27 protein-coding genes are annotated in these 23,959 nt (G+C 70.5%); 19 read left to right on the top strand and 8 right to left on the bottom strand.

Annotated elements, in window-relative coordinates; genetic code table 11:
• Nucleotides 1-7: 7 nt before the first annotated feature.
• The gene (glgX, locus tag HOV91_RS07265) at nucleotides 8-2,128 is read right to left on the bottom strand and encodes a glycogen debranching protein GlgX (protein WP_174184672.1); all 2,121 of its coding nucleotides are present in this window, start codon (nucleotides 2,126-2,128) and stop codon (nucleotides 8-10) included.
• A 59-nt stretch (nucleotides 2,129-2,187) separates the two neighbouring features.
• On the bottom strand, nucleotides 2,188-2,733 hold the full coding sequence (locus tag HOV91_RS07260; protein ID WP_174184671.1) for a cupin domain-containing protein: 546 nt from the start codon (nucleotides 2,731-2,733) through the stop codon (nucleotides 2,188-2,190).
• A 35-nt stretch (nucleotides 2,734-2,768) separates the two neighbouring features.
• Here HOV91_RS07260 and HOV91_RS07255 point away from each other — a divergent pair, with 35 nt between their 5' ends.
• Nucleotides 2,769-3,209, top strand: a complete 441-nt coding sequence (locus HOV91_RS07255; protein WP_174184670.1) for a MarR family winged helix-turn-helix transcriptional regulator — start codon at nucleotides 2,769-2,771, stop codon at nucleotides 3,207-3,209.
• A 25-nt stretch (nucleotides 3,210-3,234) separates the two neighbouring features.
• Here HOV91_RS07255 and HOV91_RS07250 read toward each other — a convergent pair whose 3' ends face one another.
• Nucleotides 3,235-4,167: a bifunctional helix-turn-helix transcriptional regulator/GNAT family N-acetyltransferase gene (locus HOV91_RS07250; RefSeq protein ID WP_174184669.1), complete on the bottom strand. Its 933-nt coding sequence runs from the start codon at nucleotides 4,165-4,167 to the stop codon at nucleotides 3,235-3,237.
• A gap of 166 nt (nucleotides 4,168-4,333) precedes the next feature.
• Here HOV91_RS07250 and HOV91_RS07245 point away from each other — a divergent pair, with 166 nt between their 5' ends.
• The gene (locus tag HOV91_RS07245; RefSeq protein WP_174184668.1) at nucleotides 4,334-5,614 is read left to right on the top strand and encodes an adenosylmethionine--8-amino-7-oxononanoate transaminase; all 1,281 of its coding nucleotides are present in this window, start codon (nucleotides 4,334-4,336) and stop codon (nucleotides 5,612-5,614) included.
• Between the two features lie 4 nt (nucleotides 5,615-5,618).
• Here HOV91_RS07245 and HOV91_RS07240 read toward each other — a convergent pair whose 3' ends face one another.
• A complete protein-coding gene (locus HOV91_RS07240; protein ID WP_174184667.1) occupies nucleotides 5,619-5,990 on the bottom strand; it encodes a cupin domain-containing protein in 372 nt (123 codons plus the stop codon).
• Between the two features lie 61 nt (nucleotides 5,991-6,051).
• On the opposite strand from HOV91_RS07240, the gene HOV91_RS07235 reads away from it, so the two are divergent.
• Nucleotides 6,052-6,534, top strand: coding sequence for a MarR family winged helix-turn-helix transcriptional regulator (locus HOV91_RS07235; RefSeq protein WP_174184666.1), 483 nt, complete (start codon nucleotides 6,052-6,054; stop codon nucleotides 6,532-6,534).
• Here HOV91_RS07235 and HOV91_RS07230 read toward each other — a convergent pair.
• Nucleotides 6,521-6,844, bottom strand: coding sequence for a hypothetical protein (locus HOV91_RS07230; RefSeq protein WP_174184665.1), 324 nt, complete (start codon nucleotides 6,842-6,844; stop codon nucleotides 6,521-6,523). The genes HOV91_RS07235 and HOV91_RS07230 overlap by 14 nt on opposite strands.
• A 126-nt stretch (nucleotides 6,845-6,970) precedes the next feature.
• Here HOV91_RS07230 and HOV91_RS07225 point away from each other — a divergent pair, with 126 nt between their 5' ends.
• The 8 genes from HOV91_RS07225 to HOV91_RS07190 all read left to right on the top strand — a co-directional run bounded on the left by HOV91_RS07225 (nucleotide 6,971) and on the right by HOV91_RS07190 (nucleotide 14,446).
• Nucleotides 6,971-8,119 carry an 8-amino-7-oxononanoate synthase gene (locus HOV91_RS07225; protein ID WP_174184664.1) on the top strand — a complete coding sequence of 383 codons (1,149 nt, stop codon included), beginning with the start codon at nucleotides 6,971-6,973 and terminating at the stop codon, nucleotides 8,117-8,119.
• A complete protein-coding gene (gene bioD / locus HOV91_RS07220; protein ID WP_174184663.1) occupies nucleotides 8,116-8,790 on the top strand; it encodes a dethiobiotin synthase in 675 nt (224 codons plus the stop codon). The genes HOV91_RS07225 and bioD overlap by 4 nt, the downstream gene beginning before the upstream one ends.
• Nucleotides 8,791-8,970: 180 nt before the next feature.
• Complete coding sequence (locus HOV91_RS07215; protein ID WP_174184662.1) at nucleotides 8,971-9,138, top strand: SRPBCC family protein; 168 nt, start codon at nucleotides 8,971-8,973, stop codon at nucleotides 9,136-9,138.
• A gap of 51 nt (nucleotides 9,139-9,189) precedes the next feature.
• Nucleotides 9,190-10,353 (top strand): alpha/beta fold hydrolase, encoded by a 1,164-nt coding sequence (locus HOV91_RS07210; protein WP_174184661.1) that lies wholly within the window; start codon nucleotides 9,190-9,192, stop codon nucleotides 10,351-10,353.
• 64 nt (nucleotides 10,354-10,417) lie between these two features.
• Nucleotides 10,418-11,509, top strand: coding sequence for an ABC transporter substrate-binding protein (locus HOV91_RS07205; RefSeq protein WP_174184660.1), 1,092 nt, complete (start codon nucleotides 10,418-10,420; stop codon nucleotides 11,507-11,509).
• On the top strand, nucleotides 11,509-12,372 hold the full coding sequence (locus HOV91_RS07200) for an ABC transporter permease (protein WP_174184659.1): 864 nt from the start codon (nucleotides 11,509-11,511) through the stop codon (nucleotides 12,370-12,372). The genes HOV91_RS07205 and HOV91_RS07200 overlap by 1 nt, the downstream gene beginning before the upstream one ends.
• The gene (locus HOV91_RS07195; RefSeq protein WP_174184658.1) at nucleotides 12,348-13,100 is read left to right on the top strand and encodes an ABC transporter ATP-binding protein; all 753 of its coding nucleotides are present in this window, start codon (nucleotides 12,348-12,350) and stop codon (nucleotides 13,098-13,100) included. Before HOV91_RS07200 ends, HOV91_RS07195 begins: the two co-directional genes overlap by 25 nt.
• Complete coding sequence (locus HOV91_RS07190) at nucleotides 13,097-14,446, top strand: LLM class flavin-dependent oxidoreductase (protein ID WP_174184657.1); 1,350 nt, start codon at nucleotides 13,097-13,099, stop codon at nucleotides 14,444-14,446. Before HOV91_RS07195 ends, HOV91_RS07190 begins: the two co-directional genes overlap by 4 nt.
• A gap of 44 nt (nucleotides 14,447-14,490) precedes the next feature.
• Here HOV91_RS07190 and HOV91_RS07185 read toward each other — a convergent pair whose 3' ends face one another.
• Nucleotides 14,491-15,075, bottom strand: a complete 585-nt coding sequence (locus tag HOV91_RS07185; protein WP_174184656.1) for a TetR/AcrR family transcriptional regulator C-terminal domain-containing protein — start codon at nucleotides 15,073-15,075, stop codon at nucleotides 14,491-14,493.
• 103 nt (nucleotides 15,076-15,178) lie between these two features.
• On the opposite strand from HOV91_RS07185, the gene bioB reads away from it, so the two are divergent.
• From bioB to HOV91_RS07160, 5 genes are all read left to right on the top strand, one after another.
• Nucleotides 15,179-16,192, top strand: a complete 1,014-nt coding sequence (bioB, locus tag HOV91_RS07180) for a biotin synthase BioB (protein ID WP_174184655.1) — start codon at nucleotides 15,179-15,181, stop codon at nucleotides 16,190-16,192.
• Between the two features lie 32 nt (nucleotides 16,193-16,224).
• Nucleotides 16,225-16,452 carry a biotin synthase auxiliary protein BsaP gene (gene bsaP, locus HOV91_RS07175; RefSeq protein ID WP_246349892.1) on the top strand — a complete coding sequence of 76 codons (228 nt, stop codon included), beginning with the start codon at nucleotides 16,225-16,227 and terminating at the stop codon, nucleotides 16,450-16,452.
• Complete coding sequence (locus HOV91_RS07170; RefSeq protein WP_174184654.1) at nucleotides 16,452-17,105, top strand: DUF2567 domain-containing protein; 654 nt, start codon at nucleotides 16,452-16,454, stop codon at nucleotides 17,103-17,105. The genes bsaP and HOV91_RS07170 overlap by 1 nt, the downstream gene beginning before the upstream one ends.
• Before the next feature lie 74 nt (nucleotides 17,106-17,179).
• A complete protein-coding gene (locus HOV91_RS07165; protein ID WP_174184653.1) occupies nucleotides 17,180-17,713 on the top strand; it encodes a DUF1353 domain-containing protein in 534 nt (177 codons plus the stop codon).
• Between the two features lie 78 nt (nucleotides 17,714-17,791).
• On the top strand, nucleotides 17,792-19,393 hold the full coding sequence (locus HOV91_RS07160) for an alkaline phosphatase D family protein (protein WP_174184652.1): 1,602 nt from the start codon (nucleotides 17,792-17,794) through the stop codon (nucleotides 19,391-19,393).
• Between the two features lie 65 nt (nucleotides 19,394-19,458).
• Here HOV91_RS07160 and HOV91_RS07155 read toward each other — a convergent pair whose 3' ends face one another.
• The gene (locus HOV91_RS07155; protein WP_040741190.1) at nucleotides 19,459-19,662 is read right to left on the bottom strand and encodes a cold-shock protein; all 204 of its coding nucleotides are present in this window, start codon (nucleotides 19,660-19,662) and stop codon (nucleotides 19,459-19,461) included.
• Between the two features lie 426 nt (nucleotides 19,663-20,088).
• Between HOV91_RS07155 and HOV91_RS07150 the strand changes: the two genes are divergently transcribed.
• Nucleotides 20,089-20,262, top strand: a complete 174-nt coding sequence (locus tag HOV91_RS07150; protein ID WP_174184651.1) for a hypothetical protein — start codon at nucleotides 20,089-20,091, stop codon at nucleotides 20,260-20,262.
• A gap of 107 nt (nucleotides 20,263-20,369) precedes the next feature.
• Here HOV91_RS07150 and HOV91_RS07145 read toward each other — a convergent pair whose 3' ends face one another.
• Complete coding sequence (locus HOV91_RS07145; RefSeq protein WP_312884507.1) at nucleotides 20,370-21,134, bottom strand: NUDIX hydrolase; 765 nt, start codon at nucleotides 21,132-21,134, stop codon at nucleotides 20,370-20,372.
• Nucleotides 21,135-21,210: 76 nt separating this feature from the next.
• Between HOV91_RS07145 and nadA the strand changes: the two genes are divergently transcribed.
• Complete coding sequence (gene nadA / locus HOV91_RS07140; RefSeq protein ID WP_174184650.1) at nucleotides 21,211-22,254, top strand: quinolinate synthase NadA; 1,044 nt, start codon at nucleotides 21,211-21,213, stop codon at nucleotides 22,252-22,254.
• Nucleotides 22,255-22,369: 115 nt separating this feature from the next.
• A complete protein-coding gene (locus HOV91_RS07135; protein ID WP_174184649.1) occupies nucleotides 22,370-23,938 on the top strand; it encodes an L-aspartate oxidase in 1,569 nt (522 codons plus the stop codon).
• The last annotated feature ends 21 nt before the right edge of the window (nucleotides 23,939-23,959 follow it).

Genomic DNA, 23,959 nt, shown 5'->3' with positions numbered 1-23,959 from the left:
ATTCGGGTCAGGTGGCCTGGCGGAGGACGAGGAGACAGCGAGCTTCGACGGTGACGCTCGCGCCACCGGCGTAACCGGCGTCGGCCAGGCCGGTCGGCGCCGAGCAATCCAGTGCCACCGACCATTCCGTGCCGTCGCCGGTGCGGGGTAGCACGAAGTCGATAGCCGCGTCGTGGGCGTTGAAACACAGCAGGAACGAATCGTCGGTGATCCGCTCGCCGCGCGGTCCCGGCTCCGGAATCGCCTCGCCGTTGAGGTACACCGCCAGCGACTTGCCGAACCCGCTGTCCCAGTCCGCTTCGGTCATCTCATCGCCGGAAGGGGTGAGCCAGGCGATCTCGCGGGCGTCCTGCGCGGAACGGATCGGGCCGCGCGCCAGGAAGCGGCGGCGCCGGAATACCGGGTGCTCGGTGCGCAACGCGATCACCGCGCGGGTGAATTCGAGCAGATCGGCGTTCTCTTCGCGCAGCGACCAGTCCATCCAGGCCAGCGGCGAGTCCTGGCAGTAGACGTTGTTGTTGCCGTGCTGGGTACGGCCCATCTCGTCACCGTGCGCGAGCATCGGCACACCCTGGCTGAGCATCAGTGTCGCCAGCAGGTTGCGGCTCTGGCGGGCGCGCAGCGCGAGGATCTCCGGGTCGTCGGTCGGCCCTTCGACACCGCAGTTCCACGAGCGGTTCCAGCTCTCGCCGTCCCGGTTGTCCTCGCCGTTGGCCTCGTTGTGCTTCTCGTTGTAGGACACCAGGTCCCGCAGGGTGAACCCGTCGTGCGCGGTGACGAAGTTGATGCTCGCGCTCGGCCTGCGCCCGGTGGCCTCGTACAGGTCGGAGGAGCCGGTGAGCCGAGAAGCGAACTCGCCGAGGGTCGCCGGTTCGCCGCGCCAGTAATCGCGTACGGTGTCGCGGAACTGGCCGTTCCATTCCGTCCACAGGCCGGGGAAATTTCCCACCTGGTAGCCGCCCTCGCCGACGTCCCACGGTTCGGCGATCAGCTTGACCTGGCTCACCACCGGATCCTGCTGCACCAGGTCGAAGAACGTCGACAGCCGGTCCACGTCGTGCAGTTCCCGCGCCAGCGTCGCGGCCAGATCGAAACGGAATCCGTCGACGTGCATCTCCAGGATCCAGTACCGCAGCGAGTCCATGATCAGCTGCAAGGTGTGCGGATGGCGCACGTTCAGGCTGTTGCCGGTGCCCGTGTAATCCATGTAGAGGGAGGGATCGTCGTCGACCAAGCGGTAGTAGGCGGCGTTGTCGATGCCGCGGAAGCCGATCGTGGGGCCGCGGTGGTTGCCCTCGGCGGTGTGGTTGTAGACCACGTCGAGGATCACCTCGATGCCCTCGGCGTGCAGCGCGCGCACCATCGCCTTGAATTCGGTGACCGCCGATCCGGCGCGGTCCATCGCCGCGTACCCGTTGTGCGGCGCGAGGTAGCCGAAGCTGTTGTAGCCCCAGTAGTTCCGCAGCCCTTGGTCGAGCAGCACGCGGTCGTGCAGGAATTGGTGCACCGGCATCAGCTCGATCGCGGTGACACCCAATCCCTTCAGATGCTCGACGATCGCCGGGTGCGCGATGCCGGAGTAGGTGCCGCGCAATTCCTCCGGCACCTCGGGGTGGGTCATCGTCATGCCCTTGACGTGCGCCTCGTAGATGACGGTCTCGTGGTAGGGCCGGTTCGGCGCGCGGTCGGTGCCCCAGTCGAAGTAGGGGTTGATCACCACGCCGGTCATGGTGTGGCCGAGTGAGTCCAGTCCGTAGGTGTGCAGCGAGGGGTGCGCGTCGAAATTGCCGTCGAAGGCTTTGCCGTACGGGTCGAGCAGCAACTTGCTCGGGTCGCAGCGCAATCCGCGATCGGGGTCGTAGGGGCCGTGCACCCGGAATCCGTAGCGCTGACCAGGGTCGACCGCGGGAAGGTACGCATGCCAGACATAGCCGTCCACCTCGTCGAGCGCGATCCGGGTCTCGGCGCCGTCGCCGTCGACGAGGCAGAGCTCGACCGCGTCGGCAACCTCCGAGAACACCGAGAAATTCGTGCCAGCGCCGTCGTAGGTGGCCCCGAGGGGATAGGCGGTGCCGGGCCAGACACCCAGTGGTGTCGCGTCGCCGGGCGCTGCGTCGGGCTGAGCCATGGCAACGACAGTAGCGGCAGCCCGGCCTGCGGCGGTGCGGGTGGTTGTGACCGAGTTGATCAGGCGAGGTCGGAGCGGTTTTCCAGCCAGCGGCGGCGGTAGCCGAGAAGTACCGCGGCGCGCGCGAGACCGCCGAGCACAGCCCGTTGCAGGAAGGCCGGGACACCCGCCAGATAACCGTCTTGATAGTCCCAGAGCAGCGCGAGGGCGAGCGGATCACGGGGTACCCCCGCCGCGGTGGTCTTTCCCGCGCGATCCAGGTTGTGCCAGAGCCGGAACATGTCCCAATGCCGCAGCGGCGGCCGGATCTCGTGATCGATCACGGTCCCGGGGAGCACGCTGTGGAACTCGTGCACCGTGCCCGCCTGCGCCCGCACCGTGTCGCCGGGATGGGCGACGATCTCCGCGCCGTCGATCCGGAATCGGAGCTGTCCCTGACGCACCGTCCACCGCTCGGTGAGCACCGGGTGCCAATGCGGGCCTGCCTGGCGCCCGGCTTGCGGTAATACGTGCTCCAACCGCAGGTAGGGGCCGTGTTCGTCGGCGCTCTGCGCGATAAGGGTGACACGGTGCCCGTTGCGGAAGGTGAGAGTGCGTGCTGGCATCTCTCAGATATAAAGGTAACCTTCGTATTGTGTCAATGGGAGAACCGACGCTGCTGAAGTTGCTCAGCCAGGCCACCGCCGCTTACGAACGCGCGCTGAACGACGAGTTGCGCGCGCGGCTGGACGAACAGTTGCGGCCGGCGCACTACGCGGTGTTTCGCTACTTGGACCCGAACGGATCGCGGATCACCGAGCTGGCGGAAGCGGCCGGGATGACACAGCAGTCGATGGGGGAGCTGGTCACACACCTGGAGCGCCGTGGGTTGGTGGTGCGCCAGGTGGACCCGGCCGACCGCCGGGCGCGCACGGTGATGCTGACGGAGGCCGGGCGCGCGGCGCTGGAAGTGGCGGCGGAGCGCATCCGAGACATCGAGCGGACGGTGGAGCGCGCGGTGGGGCAGCGCACGCTCGCGGAGTTGCGCGCGACGCTCGGGCAGGTGGGTGCGGCATTGACCGAGCGGGTGCACGGCGGGTGAGCGAAGTCGTCGCCGGGAGAATGGTTCAGTCGCCGGGGGTCAGGGCGCGCCGCCAGGTCTGGCCGACCAGGTCGTGGCCCCAGCTGTGATGCGGGCTCTGCTCGACCAGTTCGAATCCGGCGCGCTGGTAGACGCGCCGCGCGGCGGTGAGCACGTCGTTGGTCCACAGCACGATCTCGCGGTATCCCGCCGCGGTGGCGAAGCGCAGGCATTCGTCCACCAGCGCCGCGCCGACGCCGAGGCCGCGGGCGGTGGGTTCGACCAGCAGTAACCGCAGGCGCGCGGTGGTGTCGTCCTCCCGGACGCAGAAGACGCTGCCCACGGGGCGTCCGTCGGCCTCCGCGATCCAGGCGCGCTCGCGCTGCTCGTCACGGGAAGTCAGGTAGTCCGCCACAATCCGCACGATCAGCTCCTCGTAGGTGGCGTCCCAGCCGTATTCGTCGCCGTAGAGTTCCGCGTGCCGTTGGATCACCCAGCCGTACTCGCCGGGGCGGGGCGCGCGCACGACGAACGCGGGCGCGTCGGCGGGCTGGTCCAGGATCTGCTGGATGGTCCGCATCGCGGTGAGCAGCCGCGCCCGGGTCGCGGGCGGCCGCGCGTCGAGCAGCGCGCCGACCTCGTCGCTGGAGCGCTGGTCGAGCGTCGCGAAGACCTCCCTGCCGCGGTCGGTCAGCCGGACCTCCTGCCGGCGGCCGTCGCTGCCGGAGCGATTGCGCCGCACCAGACCGGACTGTTCGAACCGGGCCAGGATGCGGCTGAGGTAGCCAGCGTCCAGCTCGAGGGCATGCCGCAGGGCGACCACCTCGGTCGCGTCGGCGGCCGCCAGCTCGAACAGGACGCGCGCTTCGGTGAGCGAGTACCGGCTGTCGTGTAGTCCCTCCCGCAGCACGCCGATCACCCGGGTGTAGTGGCGGTTGAATTCGCGGACGGCGGCGATATCGGCGGCGGCAACGGTCACGGGCGGCTCCAATCTTTGACTTTGTCAAAGAATATCCGCCGGTGCGATCGTCCGGGCCCGGAACGCCGAACTGTTCAGGGCGATCTGCGGGACCCGCAGCTCGAGTGCTAACTTGAACGGCGTTCAAGCCGCCCCGGCGGGCCGGGGCCGTGACGCGAGGATTCCTGTGGCACTGACCCCCGACGAGATCACCGCCCTCGACGCCGAGCATGTCTGGCATCCCTACGGCGGCTTTCCCGCGACGACCGAACCGCTGGTGGTGGCCGGCGCCACGGGGACCAGGCTCACCCTGGCCGACGGGCGCGAACTGGTCGACGGCATGAGCTCCTGGTGGGCGGCCATCCACGGCTACCGGCATCCGGCGCTCGACGCCGCGCTGGTCGCCCAGTCGCGGCGGATGAGTCACGTGATGTTCGGCGGGCTCACCCACGAGCCCGCGGCGCGGCTGGCCGAACTGCTGGTCGAATCGACTCCTGCCGGGCTGGACAAGGTGTTCCTGTGCGACTCCGGCTCGGTGTCGGTCGAGGTCGCCGTGAAGATGTGCCTGCAATACTGGCGTTCGGTGGGCAAGCCGCAGAAGCGGCGGCTGCTCACCTGGCGCGGCGGGTATCACGGCGACACGTTCACGCCGATGAGCGTGTGCGACCCCGACGGCGGCATGCACTCGCTGTGGACCGACGTGCTGGCGAACCAGGTGTTCGCCCCGGTGCCGCCGAGCGAGTACCGGCCGGAGTACGTCGCGGAACTGGGGAGCATCGTCGCCGCGCACGCGGGTGAACTCGCGGCGGTCATCGTGGAGCCGGTCGTCCAAGGCGCGGGCGGGATGCGCTGGCACCACCCCGGCTATCTGACCGACCTGCGCAGGCTGTGCGACGAACACGGCGTGCTGCTGGTCTTCGACGAGATCGCGACCGGATTCGGCCGCACCGGAACGCTTTTCGCGGCCGAACAGGCCGGGGTGAGTCCGGACGTGATGTGTGTCGGCAAAGCGCTGACCGGCGGCTATCTCACCCTCGCCGCCGCGCTGTGCACCGCGCGGATCGCCGAGACGATCAGCGCGGCGCACGGCGGGCTCATGCACGGGCCGACGTTCATGGGCAACCCGCTGGCCTGCGCGGTGGCCGTCGCGTCCATCGAGCTGCTGCGCTCGCGCGACTGGCGCGGCGAAGTGACCCGCATTGAGTCGGAGTTGACGGCGGGCCTGGACGCGGTGCGCGGTCTGCCGGGCGTGGTCGAGGCGCGGGTGCTCGGGGCGATCGGCGTGATCGAGCTGGACCGTCCGGTGGACATGCGCGCCGCGACCGACGCCGCCGTCGCGGCGGGGGTGTGGCTGCGTCCGTTCCGCAACTTGGTGTACACCATGCCGCCGTTCGTCAGCACCTCCGGCGACATCGCGACGATCACCGCGGGGATGCGCGCCGCGGTGGCCGCGCAGGCCGATCGCTGACCGGTCAGGCGATCCACGGCGGGACGATGGTGCCGTCGCTGTCCGGCCGTCCGGCTCGGGCGCCCGCCGGTGCGGTCACGATGGCGGTGAAGCCGCCGCCGGTGCGCACCTGCCGCAGGACGTTCGGCGGGAGGATCACCGTATCCCCTTCGGCGGCAGACACTTCCGTGCCGTCGACGGCGATGTCGATCTGCCCGGCGAGCACGGTCCAGATCTGTTCGGCGTCGATGAAGTGCAGCGGACCGGTGGTGTCGGCGGGCACGTCGACCCGCCACAGCGCGAGTCCGGAACCGCCCTGGGTGGGCGAGGCGAGCGTGGTCATGACACCGCCGGGGGTTTCGGTGCGGCGGGTGTCGGAGTGCCGGATGACGGTCATGGGGCTACCACCTCTAGAATGGACAACATGGTTGTCCATATAGTCAACGAGGTTGTCCATCATGTCAAGTGACGCGGGCGGCTACGAGTTGCCGCTGCGCATGCTGCTCGGCTTCCGCGCCGTGGTGGACGAGGTGCACGCCGAACTGGCCGAGCACGGTCATGCCGAGCTGCGCCCCCTGCACGGCTTCGTCTTTCAGGCGGTCGGCCGGTGCGGTGGCCCCCACGGCTGCACGGCCGCCGACCTCGGGCGCGCGCTCGGCGTCTCGAAACAGGCCGCGGGCAAGCACATCGAGGCACTGGAGCGGCTGGGCTATCTGCGCCGGGGGCACGATCCGACCGACGCGCGGCGCAAGGTCTACACGCTGACCGGTCGCGCCGAAGACGTGCTGACCCGGTCGGCGCGCGCCTTCGACCGCATCCACGCTCGCTGGGCGGATCTGCTCGGCGCCGACCGGCTCGCCGAGCTGGAGCGCGACCTGCGCGTGCTCACGCCGGGTGAAGTGTTCCGGCTCGATACGCCGAATTGGTTCAACGGTCCGTGAGCCGGCCGGGCGAGCGGCGCGTGTCGGCCTCCGGACGGTCGCTGTCGGACATGATCTCCCAGACGCGGAAGAGGCAGTGGTAATCGTCCGACCAGCCGCGCACCATCAGCATGTAGGTGTCGCCGTCGCGCAGGACGATGCGGCGGCCGCGCAGTTTGGGATGCTCCGGAGTGTAGGTGGGCAGCACGCCGGCCAGCTTCGCCAGTGCCTGTGCGCGCGTGCCGACCACCTCCGCGAGAATCCGGGGTGACCAGCGCTTGTGCTCCCCCGAGCCCGTAGTTTCCTCGACGACTATCGCCCACCGCGGCATCCGGCCGTGTTCCTCCCCGGTGAAGCTTTGTCACCGCAGGCCGGTGACACCACCAACGATGGCTCAACGGTACCAGCGGGCCGGTGGGCGGGTGCATTGAACGGTGTTCAAGTATGCTGCGGAGCTGTGACTACCGATCCGTTGAGCTGGTTGGACGAGCGCGCGACCGCGCGGGTGGCCGCAGGACTGCGCCGTGAGCTGCGCCCGCGCGCCGCGCAGTCCGCCTCGATCGATCTCGCCTCCAACGACTACCTGGGTCTGGTGCGCCACCCCGAGGTGATCGAGGGCGCGATCGAGGCGGTGCGCCGGTGGGGCGCGGGATCGACCGGGTCGCGCCTGGTCACCGGCACCACCGCCGAGCACGAGCTGCTGGAAGCCGAGCTGGCCGAATTCGTCGGCGCCGAGGCCGGACTCGTGTTCGCCTCCGGGTACGCGGCCAACCTCGGCGCGGTGACCGCCCTCGCCGGGCGCGGCTCGCTCGTGGTCTCCGACGCGGGCAGCCACGCGTCGCTGGTGGACGCCTGCCGGCTCTCCCGCGCCCGGGTGGAGGTCGCGCCGCACCGCGACGTCGCGGCGGTGGACCGGCTGCTGTCGCAACGCACCGAGGAACGGGCGCTGGTGCTGACCGATTCGGTGTTCAGCGCCGACGGCGATCTCGCGCCGCTGACCGAACTGCACCGGGTGACCAGGGCCAACGCGGCGGTGCTCGTGGTGGACGAGGCGCACGGGCTCGGCGTGCGCGGCGCGGGCGGGCGCGGGCTGGTGCACGAGTCGGGCCTGGCCGGGGCGCCGGACCTGGTGATCACCGCGACGCTGTCGAAATCCCTTGCCGCGCAGGGCGGAGTGGTGCTGGCCAGTGCGCGGGTGCGCGCGCACCTGATCGACGCCGCGCGCACGTTCATCTTCGACACCGGGCTCGCGCCCGCCGCCGTCGGCGCCGCGCGGGCCGCGTTGCGCCTGTTGCGCTCCGAACCCGAGCTGGCCGGGCGGGTGCTCGAGCGCGCCGCCGACATCGCGCGGATGGCCGGAGTGCCCGCGCCGCCTTCGGCGGTGGTCTCGGTCGTGCTCGGCCCGGCGCAGGTGGCCTTCGACGCCGCGCAGGCGTGCCGGGCGCGGGGACTGGACGTGGGCTGCTTCCGTCCGCCGACGGTTCCGGAGGGCACCTCGCGCCTGCGGCTGACCGCGCGGGCGAACCTCACCGCGGCCGAACTCGACGCCATCGCAACGGTGCTGGGTGAGGTCCTGGCCGAGGCGCGAGGCGCGGTGCCCGCATGAGCGTCCTGCTGATCACCGGAACCTCCACCGACGTCGGCAAGACCGTCGTCACCGCCGCCGTGGCCGCCGTGGCGCTGGCCGGGGGGCATTCGGTGGCGGTGTGCAAGCCGGGCCAAACCGGTGTCGCGGTCGGCGAACCCGGTGACCTCGCGGAGATACAGCGCCTGTCCGGCGTCGCCCGGACGGTCGAACTCGCCCGCTACCCGGACCCGTTGGCGCCCGACACCGCCGCCCGCCGCGCGGGCCTGCCGGAGCTGACGCTCGCCGAAACCGCCGCCGCCGTCGACGCCCTGGCGGACGCCGACCTCGTTCTGGTCGAGGGCGCGGGCGGATTGCTGGTGCGCCTGGGCGATTTCACCTTGCTCGACCTCGCCCAGAAACTCGGCGCGCCCGTCCTGGTGGTCACCGCCGCCGGGCTGGGAACGCTCAACCACACGGAATTGACCACCCGCACACTGCAAGCCGCGGAAGTGCGGTGCGCGGGCCTGGTGATCGGCGCGTGGCCCGCCGCGCCGGACCTCGCCGCCGAGTGCAACCGCACCGATCTGCCGCGCGTCACCGGCGTCGACTTGGTGGGCTCGGTGCCGGAAGGCGCGGGCGGCTGGGATCGTGCGCGGTTCACCGCCGCCGCTCAGGGCTGGTTCGATCCCGCCTGGTCACCTTTATCCTGACGAGCCGGGCCACCGGCCGAACCGCGGTCGGGCACGGACGACGAGCCCACCGGCGCGGGCAAGCCCACCGGCACGAGGAAGGTCATCGCGCACAGTGACACCCGCCACGGCCGGTTCGCTCGGCTCGTCCAAGACGAGCAGGGGGTACAGCTCAGCGAGTTCGAGACCGCCGACCCCGCGGTGACCGGCGAGCAAACCACCACCCGCACCCTTCACGCCGCCGAGACCGGCACCGACGTCGACGCGATGCACGACGGGCTATCGGACGTGACAGCGCCCGAGGACAACGAACCGGGCCTGCGGATATCGCCGACCGGGCTAGCGGCCATGGCCCAGGCGGCACGCTGATCGGTAGCGGGTTCATGGCGACCATCCGCGGCCGTGCCTACAGTGGGATGGATGTCGCCGATGGACGCCCGGCACCCGTCCACCGTCTCCGACTGGGACGACGCGCGACGCCGAGCTCGGCTGCGGGACACGAGCCCGGGGCACGGGTGGAAGACGTTGCGCCGCACCAAGGTGACGCTGCTTCGGGTAGCCGCACTGCTGCTGGCCGGACTCGTGCTGTTCGCGCAGTACTGGAGATACGATGTCGCGCCGGAACAGGCGCGGCTGGCGCGCACCGAGCCGGCCATCCTGCCCGTCGCCCCGCCACTGGACCAGCAGAACTGGGACACCGTCGTGGTGGACCTGGTCGGCCTCGGTGGGCTCGACGCCAGGGAAACCGCCACCGCGCTGCCCGCCCTGCGCAGGATGGGCATGGTGTGGGCGATCCGCTACGACAACCAAGGTCTCGATACGAAGGTGATCGCCGACCTCGTCGTCCGCGCCGCCGAGCTGTCCGGGCTGCGCAATATCGTGCTCGTCGGGCACAGCATGGGCGGTGTGATCGCGCTCGAGGTGGCCGAGCACATCCATCGCGACAGCGACCGGCGGTTGGTCGGGGTGGTGCTGGACTGCACGCCGGTGGACCTGAACGCGGTGCGCCCGGAGAGCCGCGGCCGCGGCCAGGACATGCTGCGCTGGATGGGCTGGCTGCCCGGCGCCAGGGAGAGCCGCGCGCTGCGGCTGGCCGTGGAGACCTACGCCCGCCGCGACCAGTTCCTCGATCGCGGCGCCGGGCTGCCCGGTATCCGGTTCGGCAAGCTGGGCGCGGTGCTGGCGCAGGTGATGCGGGAGAAGATCGTCTCGCGCGACGCCGCGAGCAACGGACTGATCGAGTCGCAATTCACCGCCATCGTGGCCGGTGGCGCGGCGGACGATCTGCGCACCCTGGCCCATCCGGTGGCCGGGAAACCACGCCCCGCCATCGTTTTCATCCGGCCGCGCGACGCGAGCGCCGACCGCGTGGTCGACGTCGAGTACTCCCACCGGGCGCTGATCGAGCGGTCCGGCGGAGTGGAGGGCACGCTGCTGGTGGTGCTCGCGCGAAACACCGGCCACGCCAACCCGATGCAGCGCCCCCGGGAGTACAACACGGTGATCGAGCAGCAGATTCTGCCGTTCGTGCAGCGCTATCAGCAGCAGGTCCGCTCGATGACGGTGGCCGCGCCGTCCCGGTGACGGGGTTCGAACCAGGCTGAGACAAACCGTATCCCGGTGGGTCGGGACTTGCTTGAATTCGCCTATGTTCCGACCCAGTACGTTCCGGTCCGGCCTCCGCGGCCGCACGACCGCCGCATTGCTCGCCGTGGCAACCGTTGCGACTCTCGGACTCACCGGCTGCGCGAAGGACGACGAGCCGGTCGGTCGCACCGCCGACGGACCACTGCCGACCGAGATTCCCGCCGGAACCACCCTGGTGGCGGCCGACCAGTCCGAGCGCCTGCAGTCCGTGCTGCGCCTCTCCGGTGAACTCGACAAACTCCCGTTCAAGGTGGAGTTCGCCAACTTCGTCGGCGGGCCCGCCATCCTGGAGGCGTTCCGCGCGGGCGCCGCCGACGTCGCCCAGGTCGGCGACGTCCCGCCGATCCACGCGCTGGTGGCCGGGCAGGACGTGCCGATCGTCGCGGCCTACCAGACCAGCACCACCGCCCTGAAGCTCGCGGTGGCGCCGGGCAGATCGGTGCCGAAGCTGGCGGATCTGAAGGGCAAGAAGATCGCCTACGCCGAGGGCACGGCCCAGCAGGCGGCCGTGCTGCGCGCCATCGACAAGGCCGGGCTCACCACCTCCGACGTGCAGTTGATCCGGCTGCAACTGGCCGAATTCCCCGACGCGGTGCGCACCGGACAGGTCGATGTCGCGCCGCTGATCGAACCGAACGTCACCCGGTTCCTGCGCACGCCGGGCACCTCGCTGGTGCCGGACACCGAGACCGCGGGGATCTATGGCGGCCTCGCCTACCTCTACGCCCGCCGCGCCGTGGTGCAGGACCCGGCCAAGGCCGCGGCCACCCGCGCGTTGGTCGGCGCGTTCGTGCGGGCCTACCAGTGGGCCAACACCCACCCGGAGGAGTGGGCGCGCCGGTACTACGTGGAGAACCAGAAGGTCAGCGCCGATGACGCGAAGCGCATCGTGGACTCGCTGGGCGCCTACGACTTCCCGCATCTGGACCAGCAGCTCATCGACCGTCAGCAGGCCACCATCGACGCCATCGCCGAGGCAGGCGAACTGCCGAAGAAGGTGCGGGCGGCCGACGGCTTCGACCTGCGCTTCGACGCCGCGGTCACCGAGGCCGTCACCGCGAGCGGCGCGTCGTTCGAGCCGAAGGCACGCTGATGGCGACGCTCGACGCCGCGGTGCTGCGCCGCATCGGCCTCGGCCGTTCCGCACCGGAGCCGGTACTGGCCAGGCGTAGACCGGCCCGGCCGCGCCTTGGTCCGGGCCGCCCGATCCCGTTCGGCATCGCGCTGGGGCCGACGTTGCTGATCGCCGCGTGGGTGGCCGGGTCGGCCTCGGGCGCCCTGGATCCGGAAACCCTCCCCGCGCCATGGACGGTCGCCGAGACCGCCGGTGACCTGCTCGCCGACGGCCGTTTGCAGAGCAACCTGCTGACCTCGGTGCAGCGCGCCGGGATCGGGCTCGGGCTCGGTGTCGCGATCGGCTTGGTGCTCGCGCTGCTGGCCGGGCTGAGCCGGATCGGCGAAGCCCTGGTGGACGGGCCGATCCAGATCAAGCGCGCCATTCCGACGCTCGCGCTGATCCCGCTGTTCATCGTGTGGTTCGGCATCGGCGAGGAAATGAAGCTGCTGGTGATCACCACCAGCGTGGCCGTGCCGATCTACTTGAACACGCACGCGCACCTGCGCAGCGTGGACGCCAGATACGTGGAACTCGCCCAGACGGTGGGGCTGTCGCGATGGGGATTCGTCCGGCGGATCGCGCTGCCCGGATCGCTGCCCGGCTTCTGCACCGGCCTGCGGCTCGCGGTCACCATCTCGTGGCTTGCGCTGGTCGTGGTGGAGCAGGTCAACGCCACCAGCGGCATCGGGTATCTGATGACCCAGGCCCGCACTTACGGCCAGATCGACATCATCGTGGTCGGCCTGGTGATCTACGGCCTGCTCGGCCTGTTCGGCGACATCCTGGTGCGCGCCGCGGAAAGAAAGGCGCTGTCATGGCGGCAGACACTCGCGGACTGAACGTCGTGCGCGCCCGGCGGCTGCGCCGCGGCTTCGGCGACCGGGTCGTGCTGCGCAACCTCGACCTCGACATCGCCCGCGGCGAATTCGTCGCGCTGCTCGGCCGCAGCGGTTCGGGCAAGAGCACGCTGCTGCGGGCGCTGGCCGAATTGGACTACGACGTGCCGGGATCCGGTGAACTGAGCGTGCCCGCCGAGCGCTCGGTGGTGTTCCAGGACTCCCGGCTGCTGCCCTGGGTACGCGTGCTGGAGAACGTGACGCTCGGCCTCGGCGGTTCGGACGCGGCCGGTCGCGGTCGCGCGGCGCTGGCCGAGGTCGGGCTCGCCGGACGGGAGCGAGCCTGGCCCAAGGAGCTTTCCGGCGGCGAGCAACAGCGGGTGGCCCTGGCGCGTTCGCTGGTCCGCGAGCCCGAACTGCTGCTGGCCGACGAGCCGTTCGGCGCGCTGGACGCGCTGACCCGGATCAAGATGCACGCGCTGCTGGAGGACCTGTGCGCGAAGCACCGGCCCGCCGTCCTGCTGGTGACCCACGACGTGGACGAGGCGGTGCTGCTCGCCGACCGCGTCCTGGTGCTCGACGACGGGCGCGTCGCGGTGGACCAGCGCATCGATGTGGAACGTCCCCGCCGCCATGGCGACCCCGCGCTCCTGCGGCACCGATCCCTGCTGCTGGCCAGCCTGGGCGTCGAGGTCGCGGACGCACCCACCGACGAGAAGAAAGCCTCATGACCGCACCGCGTCAACTCAGTCTCAACGCCTTCATCTATCCCTCCGGCCACCACGAGGCCGCCTGGCGGCATCCGTGGAGCAGCCCGGAGCGGATCTACGACGTCGCCTACTACCAGGAGATCGGCCGCACCGCCGAAGCCGCCAAGCTGGACGCGGTGTTCTTCGCCGACGGCCCGGCCCTGCGTACCAACGTCGAGCACAACGCGGCCTCCGGCCTGGAGCCCATCACCCTGCTCACCGCGATCGCCACGGCCACGACGCATCTCGGCCTCATCGCCACCGCGTCGACCACCTACTACGAGCCCTACAACCTGGCGAGGCTGTTCTCCACGCTGGACCACATCTCCGGCGGCCGCGCGGGCTGGAACATCGTCACCACCGGCACCGATCTCGCCGCGGCGAACTTCGGCCTGGACAAGCATCCCGACCACGCCGAACGCTACGCGCGGGCCAGGGAATTCGTCGACGCCGTGATCGCGCTGTGGGACAGCTGGGAGGACGACGCCATCGTCCTGGACCAGGCCTCGGGCGTGTACGCCGACCCGGAGAAGATCCACCCGATCGACTTCGCGGGCGAGTACCTGCGGGTGCGCGGGCCGTTCAACGCGCCGCGCACGCCGCAGGGCTACCCCGTGCTGGTGCAGGCGGGCGCGTCGAACGACGGCCGGGCTTTCGCGGGCAGGTACGCCGAGGCGATTTTCACCGCGCATCAGCGGCTCAGCGACGCGCAGGCCTTCTACGCCGACATCAAACAGCGGGCGCGCGGATTCGGACGCGATCCCGAGCACGTCAAGATCCTGCCCGGGATCAGCCCGTTCATCGCCGACACCGAGGCGGCGGCCAAGCGGCTGGAACGGGAATTCAACGAACTCACCGTGCCGGAATACGGATTGGCACAGCTGGAGGGCATCGTCGGCATCAGTCTGCGGCACCTGCCGCTGGACGAGCCGATCCCGGTCGAATTGTTCGACGCGGCAGGCGATGTCACCGACAACGGGCAGAGCCGGTTGCAGGTCGTGGCGGGCATCGTGCAGCGGGAACGGCCGACCGTGCGCGGCTTGCTGCACCGCCTCGCCGGTGCGCGCGGGCACCGGGTGTTCGCCGGAGCCCCCGAGCAGGTCGCCGACACCATCGAGGAATGGTTCCGCAGCGGCGCCGCCGACGGCTTCAACGTGATGCCGCCGTACTACCCGGGCGGACTGGAGGTGTTCACCGAGACGGTCGTCCCGATCCTGCAGGAGCGCGGCCTGTTCCGCACCGAGTACACCGGCACCACCCTGCGCGACCACTTCGGCCTGCCCCGCCCGGCCGGCCGTTGCGCCCAGCAGCCCGCATTGACCCGGTGAGCGGCGCCGCCGAGACCGACTGTCGCACCGGATAGCGGATCGGGTCAGCGGACGCCGGTGCCGAGCAGGTGGCGCACGCCCGCGACGAACAGTTGCAGACCGAAGTCGAATCGGGCGGTGGCGTCCGGGGTTTCGATCAGCGGCGACGCGTCGTCGGGCAGGGCGCCCGCCGAATCCATCTGCATCCTGGACTGTTCGTCCACGGTCTCACCGAGGACGTAGTAGAGCAGGGTGAACGCCGCCAGTTCGGCTTCTCGGCGCGGCATGCCCGCGCGAATCGTCGCGCTCACCAACCGTTCTCGGCCCTTGCTCGTGGTCAGCCGGGAAGCGTAGGTGGCCGAGACCAATTCGGCGCCGTCGCGATAGGCCAGCAGGCAGTCGCGCAGCCGGTGGGCCAATTCGGCGATCTGCCCGGACCATTCCTCGGCCTGGATCGGGTCTTCCATGGGCGCGAGGATCTTGTCCGCCACCGCGCCCAGCAGCGCCTGCTTGTTGGGGAAGTGCCAGTACAGCGCGCCGGGCTGGACCTGGAGCGAGCCGGCCAGCCTGCGCATGGTGAGGTCGGCAAGGCCGTATCGGTCGAGAATCGCGATGGCGCCGTCGACCACGTCCGCCCGGTGCAGCTGCACTCGATGTCCTTCCCGTCGTGCTTTGACTCACTCTTACCGCTACCCTAGCCTGAACACCGTTCAAGTTGCACGGCCACCTCGGCCGGAAGAAGGGATTCGCGCAGTGACCCAGGCACCGGTAGACACCGGCATTCTGTCGATCGCCCGCGAGCAGGTGCTCGAGCGCGGCGAGGGGCTGAACCAGGAGCAGACCCTCGAGGTGCTACGCCTCGGCGACGACCGGCTGGAGGAGTTGCTCGCCCTGGCCCACGAGGTGCGCATGAAGTGGTGCGGCCCCGAAGTCGAGGTCGAGGGCATCATCAGCCTGAAAACCGGTGGCTGCCCCGAGGACTGCCACTTCTGCTCCCAGTCGGGCCTGTTCCAGTCCCCCGTGCGCGCCGCGTGGCTGGACATCCCGAGCCTGGTCGAGGCCGCCAAGCAGACCGCGAAGACCGGCGCCACCGAGTTCTGCATCGTGGCCGCCGTGCGCGGCCCGGACGAGCGCCTGATGGCCCAGGTGGCCGCGGGCGTCGAGGCGATCCGCAACGAGGTCGACATCCAGGTCGCCTGCTCGCTGGGCATGCTCACCCAGGAGCAGGTCGACCAGCTGGCCGCCATGGGCGTGCACCGCTACAACCACAACCTGGAGACCTCCCGCTCCTACTTCCCCAACGTGGTCACCACGCACAGCTGGGAAGAGCGCTGGGACACCCTGCGCATGGTCCGCGAAGCGGGCATGGAGGTCTGCTGCGGCGGCATCCTCGGCATGGGCGAGACGCTGGAGCAGCGCGCCGAGTTCGCGGCGAACCTGGCCGAACTCGAACCCGACGAGGTTCCGCTGAACTTCCTCAACCCGCGGCCGGGCACCCCGTTCGGCGACCTCGAGGTGCTGCCTGCCGCCGACGCGTTGCGCGCCGTCGCCGCGTTCCGGCTCGCGCTGCCGCGCACCATGCTGCGGTTCGCGGGCGGCCGCGAGATCACGCTGGGTGATCTGGGCGCCAAGCAGGGCATCCTGGGCGGCATCAACGCCGTCATCGTGGGCAACTACCTGACCACCCTCGGCCGCCCGGCCGAACAGGACCTGGATCTGCTCGGCGAGCTGAAGATGCCGATCAAGGCGCTCAACGAAACACTCTGACCGGCTCGGTTGCGACGATGAGGCAGGCGAGCATGGGTACTGTCATGAACATGGACGAGCGCTACAACCCGTTCACCGGCAAGCGAATCGTGCCGGGCCTCGACGACGCGGTCCCGGCCGCCGCCGCGCTCGGCCTGGAGCCGCCGCGATTCTGCGAACAGTGCGGCCGCCGCATGATCGTGCAGGTGAGCCCGGACGGCTGGTGGGCCAAGTGCTCCCGCCACGGCGTCATCGACTCGGCCGAACTGGAGCGCCGCTAGTGGCCTGGCCGTCCCGGGACGAGGTGCGGGCGGTGGCGCTGGCCGCCGTCGCCGTGGTGGTGGTCAGCGCGATCGCAGGCGCCGGATGGGGCCTGCTCTCGCCGACCGAACGGCTGCTGGTGGTCGAGCCGGGGCGCGGAGTCGCGTTGACCGGTGAGAGCGCGCATCAGTTCGACGCGCTGGCGCTGTTCGTGCTCGTGGGGGCGGTGCTCGGGCTGCTCTCGGCGCTGGCCGTCTGGCGGTGGCGGTCGGCGCGCGGGCCGCTGCTGCAACTCGGCTTGCTGTTCGGCTCCGTCGTGGGCGCGGTGGTGATGGCGGGCGCGGGGGAGCAGGTCGCCGCATGGCTGCATCCGCGTCCGCACGATCCGCCGGTCGGGCAGATCGTCGCGTTGCCGATCGAGCTGGGCAGTTCGCTCGCGCTGATCGTGCAGCCGCTGTTCGCCTCGTTCGTCATGCTGTTCCTCGCCGCGCTCAGTACGTCGGAGGATCTCGGCAGCGGCCGCGGCACCGCCCGGCGCGACGAAGCGGCGTTCGACACCCAGGGCTCCTTCGCGCCCTACGGTGCGGCTGCGAGCGGGGGAGAGCTGCCCTATCGTGGCTACGAGCCTGCCGCGGAAGGGTATTCGGTGCCCGAATACCGCCAACGGCGCTGACGCGCCTGCGCGGCCGGAAGGCATCCCGAACCACCCCGTGGTCGGGAAACGCGGAGCGCGGGAAGGAATGGGACGTGGCCTTTGTGGGTGGCGGTCCGGTCGTCGAAGAACTCGACGCCAAGTTCTGGCGGGTGACCGAACCGCTCGTCTATCGCGGCGCGACCGAGGAATTCGTGGTTCCCGCCGGTTTCCGTACCGATTTCGCCTCGGTGCCGCGCGCACTGGTCTGGCTGATTCCCCGGTACGGCGTCTACACCCGCGCCGCGATCCTGCACGACTATTTGCTCAGCTCGGACGCGGTCAGTGTGGCCGACGCCGACGGCATCTTCCGCCGGAGCCTGCACGAACTCGGGGTGTCCCTGCCACGGCGCTGGATGATGTGGGCGGCCGTGCGCGCGGCCCACCGGTTGCGCGGCGCGAGTGCGGGCGAGATCGCCCTGTTCGTCGTCGTCGCCGTCCCCTCGGTGCTCTTCCTGGCCGTCCCCGTGACCGTGGTGACGGTGTTCCTCGTGCTGTTCTGGCTGGTGGAACTGATCTTCTGGGCCGGATCGCGACTAGCGCGGCGAACCGATGCCCCGCCGCCCGACCCGCAGATGAAGACCGCCTGACCGGTCCCGCCGGAGGGCGCAATGGTGTGCCGTCGATACCGATTTCCCGACGGCGATCGGCCACGTAGCGTTTGGGGTATGGCGGAGCTGGTTCTGGGGCCGGTGTTGCGGCACGTCGACGCGACCTCGGCGACCGTCTGGGTGGAAACCGATGGCGCGTGCGAGGTAGACGTTCTGGGGCGGCGCGCTCGTACGTTCCAGGTGGGGGAGCAGCACTTCGCGCTGGTCTCGATCGACGGACTGGAACCCGGCGCATCGATTCCCTACCGGGTACGGCTGGACGGGACGCCCGTGTGGCCCGAGCCGGGATCCGATCTGCCGCCCTGCCGGATTCGCACGCGGCCGGTCGAGAAAATCCTGTTCGGATCGTGCCGGGCGGCCAAGGCCACGCCCGGCGTGCTGGACGCCGACAAGCTGGGGGTGGACGCGCTGGACGCGTACGCCCTGCGCATGATGCGCTCGCCCGAGCGGGAATGGCCGGACGCACTGCTGCTGCTCGGTGACCAGGTCTACGCCGACGAGCCGACACCGCGGATGGCGGAGTGGCTGGCGCGGCGGCGCGGTGGGCAGGAGCCGCGCGGCGAGGTCGTGTCGTTCCGCGAGTACGCCGAGCTCTACCACGAGTCCTGGGCGGACCCGGAGATCCGCTGGCTGATGTCGACCGTGCCCACGTCGATGATCTTCGACGACCACGATGTGCGCGACGACTGGAACACCTCGCGCGCTTGGCGCGAGCAGATGGCGGCGAAGCCGTGGTGGCGCAGCCGCGTCCGCGCCGGGCTCGCGTCCTACTGGGTGTACCAGCACATCGGCAATCTCGGCCCGGACGAGTTGGCGCGTGACCCGCTCTACCGACAGGTCACCGAGGCGGGCGAGGACGTGCAGGAACTGCTGGAGGATTTCGCCGAGCAGGCCGACAAGGAGGTCGACGGCCGCAAACCCGCGCGCTGGAGCTACCGCCGCGACTTCGGCCGGATCCGGCTGCTGGTGATCGACACCCGTGGCGGCAGAATCCTGGACGGGCAGCGGCTGATGGTCGGGCCGGAGGAATTCGACTGGATCGAGCGCAACGCCGAGGGCGACTTCGACCACCTGTTGATCGGATCGTCGCTGCCGTGGCTGATGCCGCCCGCGCTGAGCCACTTCCAATCGCTCAACGAGCGCGCGGCCGATCTGCCGGGATGGCGCGGTCGGCTCGGCGAGAAAGTCAGGCAGGCAGCGGATCTGGAGCACTGGCCCGCGTTCCGCGCGTCCTTCGAACGGTTGGCGCGGCTGATCCATCGGCTGGGCAGTGCGCCCGGCGCACCCGGCACGATCTGCGTGCTGTCCGGGGACGTGCACCACAGCTACGTCGCCGACGCCACCTACCCGCGGCCGACGAAATCCCGTGTGTTGCAACTGGTGTGCTCGCCCGTGCACAACGAACCGCCCAAGCTGTTCCATCCGGCGTTCGCGTTGTCGTGGGCGGCGCCGGTCGCGTCGGCGCTGCGCCGGCTCGCGGATCGGCGGGGGATCTCACCCGATCCGGTCCGATGGCGCAAGATCAGCGGCCCGCATTTCGGCAACTCGATCGCCTCCCTCGTCGTCCAGGGGCGCTCCGCCCGGTTCACGCTGGAGACCGCCCGGCCAGGAGAGGGGCTGGTCGAGGTAGCCGATCTGGTGCTCGACGGAGCGCCATGAGTCCGGCCCGGACACGCAAAAGCCCCGCACCGTCATGGTGCGGGGCTCCTACCTGACTACGTCGATCAGATCGCGCGGACGTCCTGAGCCTGCGGGCCCTTCTGTCCTTGGCCGATCTCGAACTCCACGCGCTGCCCCTCTTCAAGGGACTTGAATCCCGAGCCGGACACGGCGGAGTAATGAACGAAGACGTCGGCGCCGCCACCGTCTTGCGCGATGAAGCCGAAGCCCTTTTCGCTGTTAAACCACTTCACACTGCCTTGAGCCATTGCTTTACTTCAATCTTTTCTGTAGATGAGCCAGGTCGAATCACATTGATAACCCGATCTCAGTGGTCCAGCCTGCCATGGATCGGCCCTCGCCGATACCGCTCACCCCTGTTTGTGAGCCAACCGACACGAGCCTTCCCCGTCGATCACGCAGCGTGACCCGCTCGATCGGGCCCTGACGGCGGCCGACGCGCTTACTCCGGCGGTTGCGGGCCGCCGGTGGACCGAGCCGTGATGCCGGCCTGCGATGCACGGACGACATCGAGATTGTCCCTCGGTGTGAACGCGGCGTATCCGACCCGCCGTCGAGCAAGCCGCGGCGGCGACCTCCGCTGGCGTCCGCGCGAAAACAAGTGGAGGCGGGACGGTGGCGGGGATATGGTGAGCGGCCGAAGCAGCCGAGCACGTGTCGAAAGGAGGCCGGCGATGCATCGAGATCGAGCGGTGGCCGAGGCGCCTCCTGCTGCGCGAGACCGCGCGGATCTGGCGGCCTGGCGGCGGCGGGATGCCTTGCGGCGCAGCAACTCCGCGCGCCCGATACCGAGCAAGCGGCAGTATCGCCGCCGCTCCAAGCATCGTAAAGCGGACACCGCCTACTGACCCCGCCGCCGCAGCCGTGCCGCGGGCTCCCGGGTTCGTCTCGCGCGTCAGCGGCATTCGCCGACGGTGCGGAGGCGAGTGGTGGGGTCCGCCCCTGCGCTGGAGGTTCAGGAAGGGCCGGGCGGGCGCAGCGCCGCGAATTCGTCGGTCACTCGCAGGCCGGAGTCGGTGAAGCGGTAGACCGCCGCGGGGCGGCCGCCCGCGCGGCCCGGGGCGGCGGTGGCTCCGGTGGGCGTGATCACCTTGCGGCGGGAGAGAACGCGCTGGAGATTCGTCGTGTCGACGTCGTATCCGAGTGCCGCGCAGTAGATTTCGCGCAAGGTGGACATGGTGAACCGGTCCGGCGCGAGGGCGAAGGCGATATTGGTGTAGGACAGCTTCGCGGCCAGGCGGGTGCGCGCGTGATCGACCACCGTGCGGTGATCGAAGGACATGTCCGGCAGCGCCGAGACCGGATGCCAGGCGGTGTCCGAGGGCAGCCGCGGGTCGGCGGTCAACGGCACCAGGCCGAGGTAGGCCGAGGCGATGCGCCGGGGGCTCGGCACCCGGTCGGGAGCGCTGAACACCGAGAGCTGTTCCAGATGGCTCAGCTCGCGCACGTCCACCTTCTCGGCGAGCTGGCGGCGCGCGGAGGTGTCGAGGTCCTCGTCGTCGCGCAGCCGGCCGCCGGGGAGCGACCAGGTGCCCTTCTGCGGGTCGAGCGCGCGTTCCCACAGCAACACCGCCAGTTCGGTCCGCTGGTCGGGCGGGCAACGCCGCAGCATCCCTTCTTTCGGGTCCGCTGCGCCCTGACCTGCGCCGATGGCCTTCGGGAAGCGGCGAACCTGGAACACCGCGGTGAGCGATTCGTGGATGGTGCTACTATGGGCCACGTTTTCGATTGTAAGTCGAAAACCTGGTTTGGTGCGAATCGGCGCGTGGCCGGCCGCACGAGGAAGGGAGCCATCCATGGCGACGACGGGTGCGAAACTGGCGCCCCCGCTGATGGGGCAGGTGTTCGACGGGCCCTCCGGGTTCGCGGGTGTCGAGGCATCGCCGGAGTGGGCACAGGAAGTCAAGCGGTTGGCCCGGGAGCGCAACGCGACGATTCTGGCGCACAACTATCAGTTGCCCGCGATCCAGGACGTGGCCGACCACGTCGGCGATTCGCTGGCGCTGTCGCGGATCGCGGCCGAGGCGCCCGAGGACACCATCGTGTTCTGCGGCGTGCACTTCATGGCCGAGACCGCCAAGATCCTGAGCCCGGCGAAAACCGTGCTCATCCCGGATCAGCGCGCCGGATGCTCGCTCGCCGACTCGATCACGGCCGACGAACTGCGCGCCTGGAAGGCCGAGCACCCCGACGCGGTGGTCGTGTCCTACGTGAACACCACCGCCGAGGTGAAGGCGCTCACCGACATCTGCTGCACGTCGTCCAACGCGGTCGACGTGGTGGCCTCGATCGACCAGGACCGCGAGGTACTGTTCCTGCCCGACCAGTTCCTCGGCGCGCACGTCAAGCGGGTCACCGGCCGGGCGAACATGCACATCTGGGCCGGTGAGTGCCACGTGCACGCGGGCATCAACGGCGACGAGCTGACCGAGCAGGCGCGCACGCACCCCGACGCGGAACTGTTCGTGCACCCGGAATGCGGCTGCGCCACCTCGGCGCTGTACCTGGCGGGCGAGGGCGCGTTCCCGGCCGACCGGGTGCACATCCTGTCGACCGGCGGCATGATCGACGCGGCCAAGGCGGCGAAGTCGAATCAGGTGCTGGTGGCCACCGAGGTCGGCATGCTGCACCAGTTGCGCAAGGCCGCCCCCGGCATCGACTTCCAGGCCGTCAACGACCGGGCGTCGTGCAAGTACATGAAGATGATCACCCCGGCGGCGCTGCTGCGCTGCCTGGTCGAAGGCCGCGACGAAGTGCACGTCGATCCGGAGACCGCCGCACTCGGCCGTAATTCGGTGCAGCGGATGATCGCGATCGGCAACCCCGGCGGCGGTGAATGAGTTCGACCCCACCGGGTCGTCCTCCGGCGGAGCGCGGTGTCACCAGCGGCAGCGCTGAGCACCGCGCTCGCGCCGGGAGCACCGACGCCAGCGCGAGACAGGGAGGCGCGGGCCGATGACATCCCGGATTTCGATCGACTGGGAGGCCGAGGCCGACTTGGTCGTGATCGGCGGCGGCGTCGCCGGCTTGACCGCGGCGCGCACCGCGTCACTGCACGGGCTGCGGGTGCTCACGCTCAGCAAAGGCGGGCCCACCGACACGTCAACCCAGTACGCCCAAGGCGGCATCGCCGTGGTGGCGCCGCACGGTGACTCGGTGCAATCGCACGTGCACGACACGGTGGAGGCGGGCGCCGGACTGTGCGACGTGGCGGCCGTGCGCTCCATCGTCGAGGGCGGGCAGGCCGCGGTGGCCGCGCTGACCGACCTGGGCGCGGTGTTCGACCTCGGCCGCGACGGCCAGATCTCGCGGACCCGCGAGGGCGGGCACAGCACCCGCCGGATCATCCACGCCGGTGGCGACGCCACGGGCGCGGAGGTGCAGCGAGCGCTGAACGAGGCCGGTCTGCCGGTGCTGTTCGGCGCCGCGGCCGGTGAGATCGTCACCGGGCCGAACGGTGTGCGGGGCGTGGTCGCGGTGTCGGACAAGGGATTCGGCGTCGTCCACGCACCCGCCGTACTCCTGGCCACCGGTGGGCTCGGCCAGTTGTACGCGCTGAGCACCAATCCGCCGGGCGCCACCGCGGACGGCGTCGCGCTCGGGTTGCGGGCCGGAGCGTCAGTCGCCGATCTCGAGTTCGTGCAGTTCCACCCGACCGTGCTCTACACCCCGGGCGGCGTCGGGCGCAGGCCGCTGATCAGCGAAGCGGTGCGCGGCGAAGGCGCGACGCTGGTGGACACCGCGGGCGATCCGGTGACCGCGGGAGTGCATCCGCGCGGCGACCTCGCACCTCGTGACGTGGTCTCCCGTGCCATCGCCGCGCGCATGCGGGCGCTCGGCGCCGAGCACGTCTACCTCGACGCGCGCTCGATCGACGGCTTCTGGCAACGTTTTCCGACGATCACCGCCTCGTGTCTGGCGGCGGGCATCGACCCGCGCACGGATCTGATCCCGGTCGCACCGGCCGCGCACTACCAGTGCGGGGGCGTGGTCACCGACACCCACGGCCGTACCGGAGTGCCCGGCTTGTACGCGGCCGGTGAGGTCGCGCGCACCGGTCTGCACGGGGCGAACCGGCTGGCTTCCAACAGCCTGCTGGAGGGACTGGTGGTCGGCGAGCGGGCCGGGGCCGCCGCCGTCGAGCGACTCGGTGAGCGGGCCGGGGTGAGCGAGATTCCCGCTCGCGCCGCCGAATACGCCCCCCGTGACGTGGTGCAGGCGCTGATGACGACGCACGCGTCGGTGGTCCGCGACCGCGCCGGTCTGGCCGAAGCGCTCAAGCGGCTCGACGACGTGGTCACCCGGCGCGACACGCGCACCGCCGCCGCCCACCCGATCGCCGGAATCGAGGACGCCGCGCTCACCCTCGCGGCACGCACCCTGCTGCTGGCCGCGCTCGCCCGCACCGAGAGCCGCGGCTGCCACACCCGGTCGGATCACCCGGACGCCGTGCGCGAACTCCGCCACAGTCTTCCGATCCGGCTGAACGACGACGGCGTCCCCGAGTACGCCCCCATCTCCTGACCACAGCGCCGAGCAGGGCCG

The sequence above is a fragment of the Nocardia barduliensis genome, assembly GCF_013315795.1.
GTDB classification, from domain to species: Bacteria; Actinomycetota; Actinomycetes; order Mycobacteriales; family Mycobacteriaceae; genus Nocardia; species Nocardia barduliensis.
This window is presented reverse-complemented; position numbering and strand designations above follow the sequence as displayed.

Coding starts and splice junctions, on each gene's coding strand:
- glgX (WP_174184672.1), bottom strand. CDS start 2,128: ATGGCTCAGCCCGACGCAGCGCCCGGCGACGCGACACCACTGGGTGTC.
- HOV91_RS07260 (WP_174184671.1), bottom strand. CDS start 2,733: ATGCCAGCACGCACTCTCACCTTCCGCAACGGGCACCGTGTCACCCTT.
- HOV91_RS07255 (WP_174184670.1), top strand. CDS start 2,769: ATGGGAGAACCGACGCTGCTGAAGTTGCTCAGCCAGGCCACCGCCGCT.
- HOV91_RS07240 (WP_174184667.1), bottom strand. CDS start 5,990: ATGACCGTCATCCGGCACTCCGACACCCGCCGCACCGAAACCCCCGGC.
- HOV91_RS07235 (WP_174184666.1), top strand. CDS start 6,052: ATGTCAAGTGACGCGGGCGGCTACGAGTTGCCGCTGCGCATGCTGCTC.
- HOV91_RS07230 (WP_174184665.1), bottom strand. CDS start 6,844: ATGCCGCGGTGGGCGATAGTCGTCGAGGAAACTACGGGCTCGGGGGAG.
- bioD (WP_174184663.1), top strand. CDS start 8,116: ATGAGCGTCCTGCTGATCACCGGAACCTCCACCGACGTCGGCAAGACC.
- HOV91_RS07210 (WP_174184661.1), top strand. CDS start 9,190: ATGTCGCCGATGGACGCCCGGCACCCGTCCACCGTCTCCGACTGGGAC.
- HOV91_RS07205 (WP_174184660.1), top strand. CDS start 10,418: ATGTTCCGACCCAGTACGTTCCGGTCCGGCCTCCGCGGCCGCACGACC.
- HOV91_RS07200 (WP_174184659.1), top strand. CDS start 11,509: ATGGCGACGCTCGACGCCGCGGTGCTGCGCCGCATCGGCCTCGGCCGT.
- HOV91_RS07195 (WP_174184658.1), top strand. CDS start 12,348: ATGGCGGCAGACACTCGCGGACTGAACGTCGTGCGCGCCCGGCGGCTG.
- HOV91_RS07190 (WP_174184657.1), top strand. CDS start 13,097: ATGACCGCACCGCGTCAACTCAGTCTCAACGCCTTCATCTATCCCTCC.
- bsaP (WP_246349892.1), top strand. CDS start 16,225: ATGGGTACTGTCATGAACATGGACGAGCGCTACAACCCGTTCACCGGC.
- HOV91_RS07160 (WP_174184652.1), top strand. CDS start 17,792: ATGGCGGAGCTGGTTCTGGGGCCGGTGTTGCGGCACGTCGACGCGACC.
- HOV91_RS07155 (WP_040741190.1), bottom strand. CDS start 19,662: ATGGCTCAAGGCAGTGTGAAGTGGTTTAACAGCGAAAAGGGCTTCGGC.
- HOV91_RS07150 (WP_174184651.1), top strand. CDS start 20,089: ATGCATCGAGATCGAGCGGTGGCCGAGGCGCCTCCTGCTGCGCGAGAC.
- nadA (WP_174184650.1), top strand. CDS start 21,211: ATGGCGACGACGGGTGCGAAACTGGCGCCCCCGCTGATGGGGCAGGTG.
- HOV91_RS07135 (WP_174184649.1), top strand. CDS start 22,370: ATGACATCCCGGATTTCGATCGACTGGGAGGCCGAGGCCGACTTGGTC.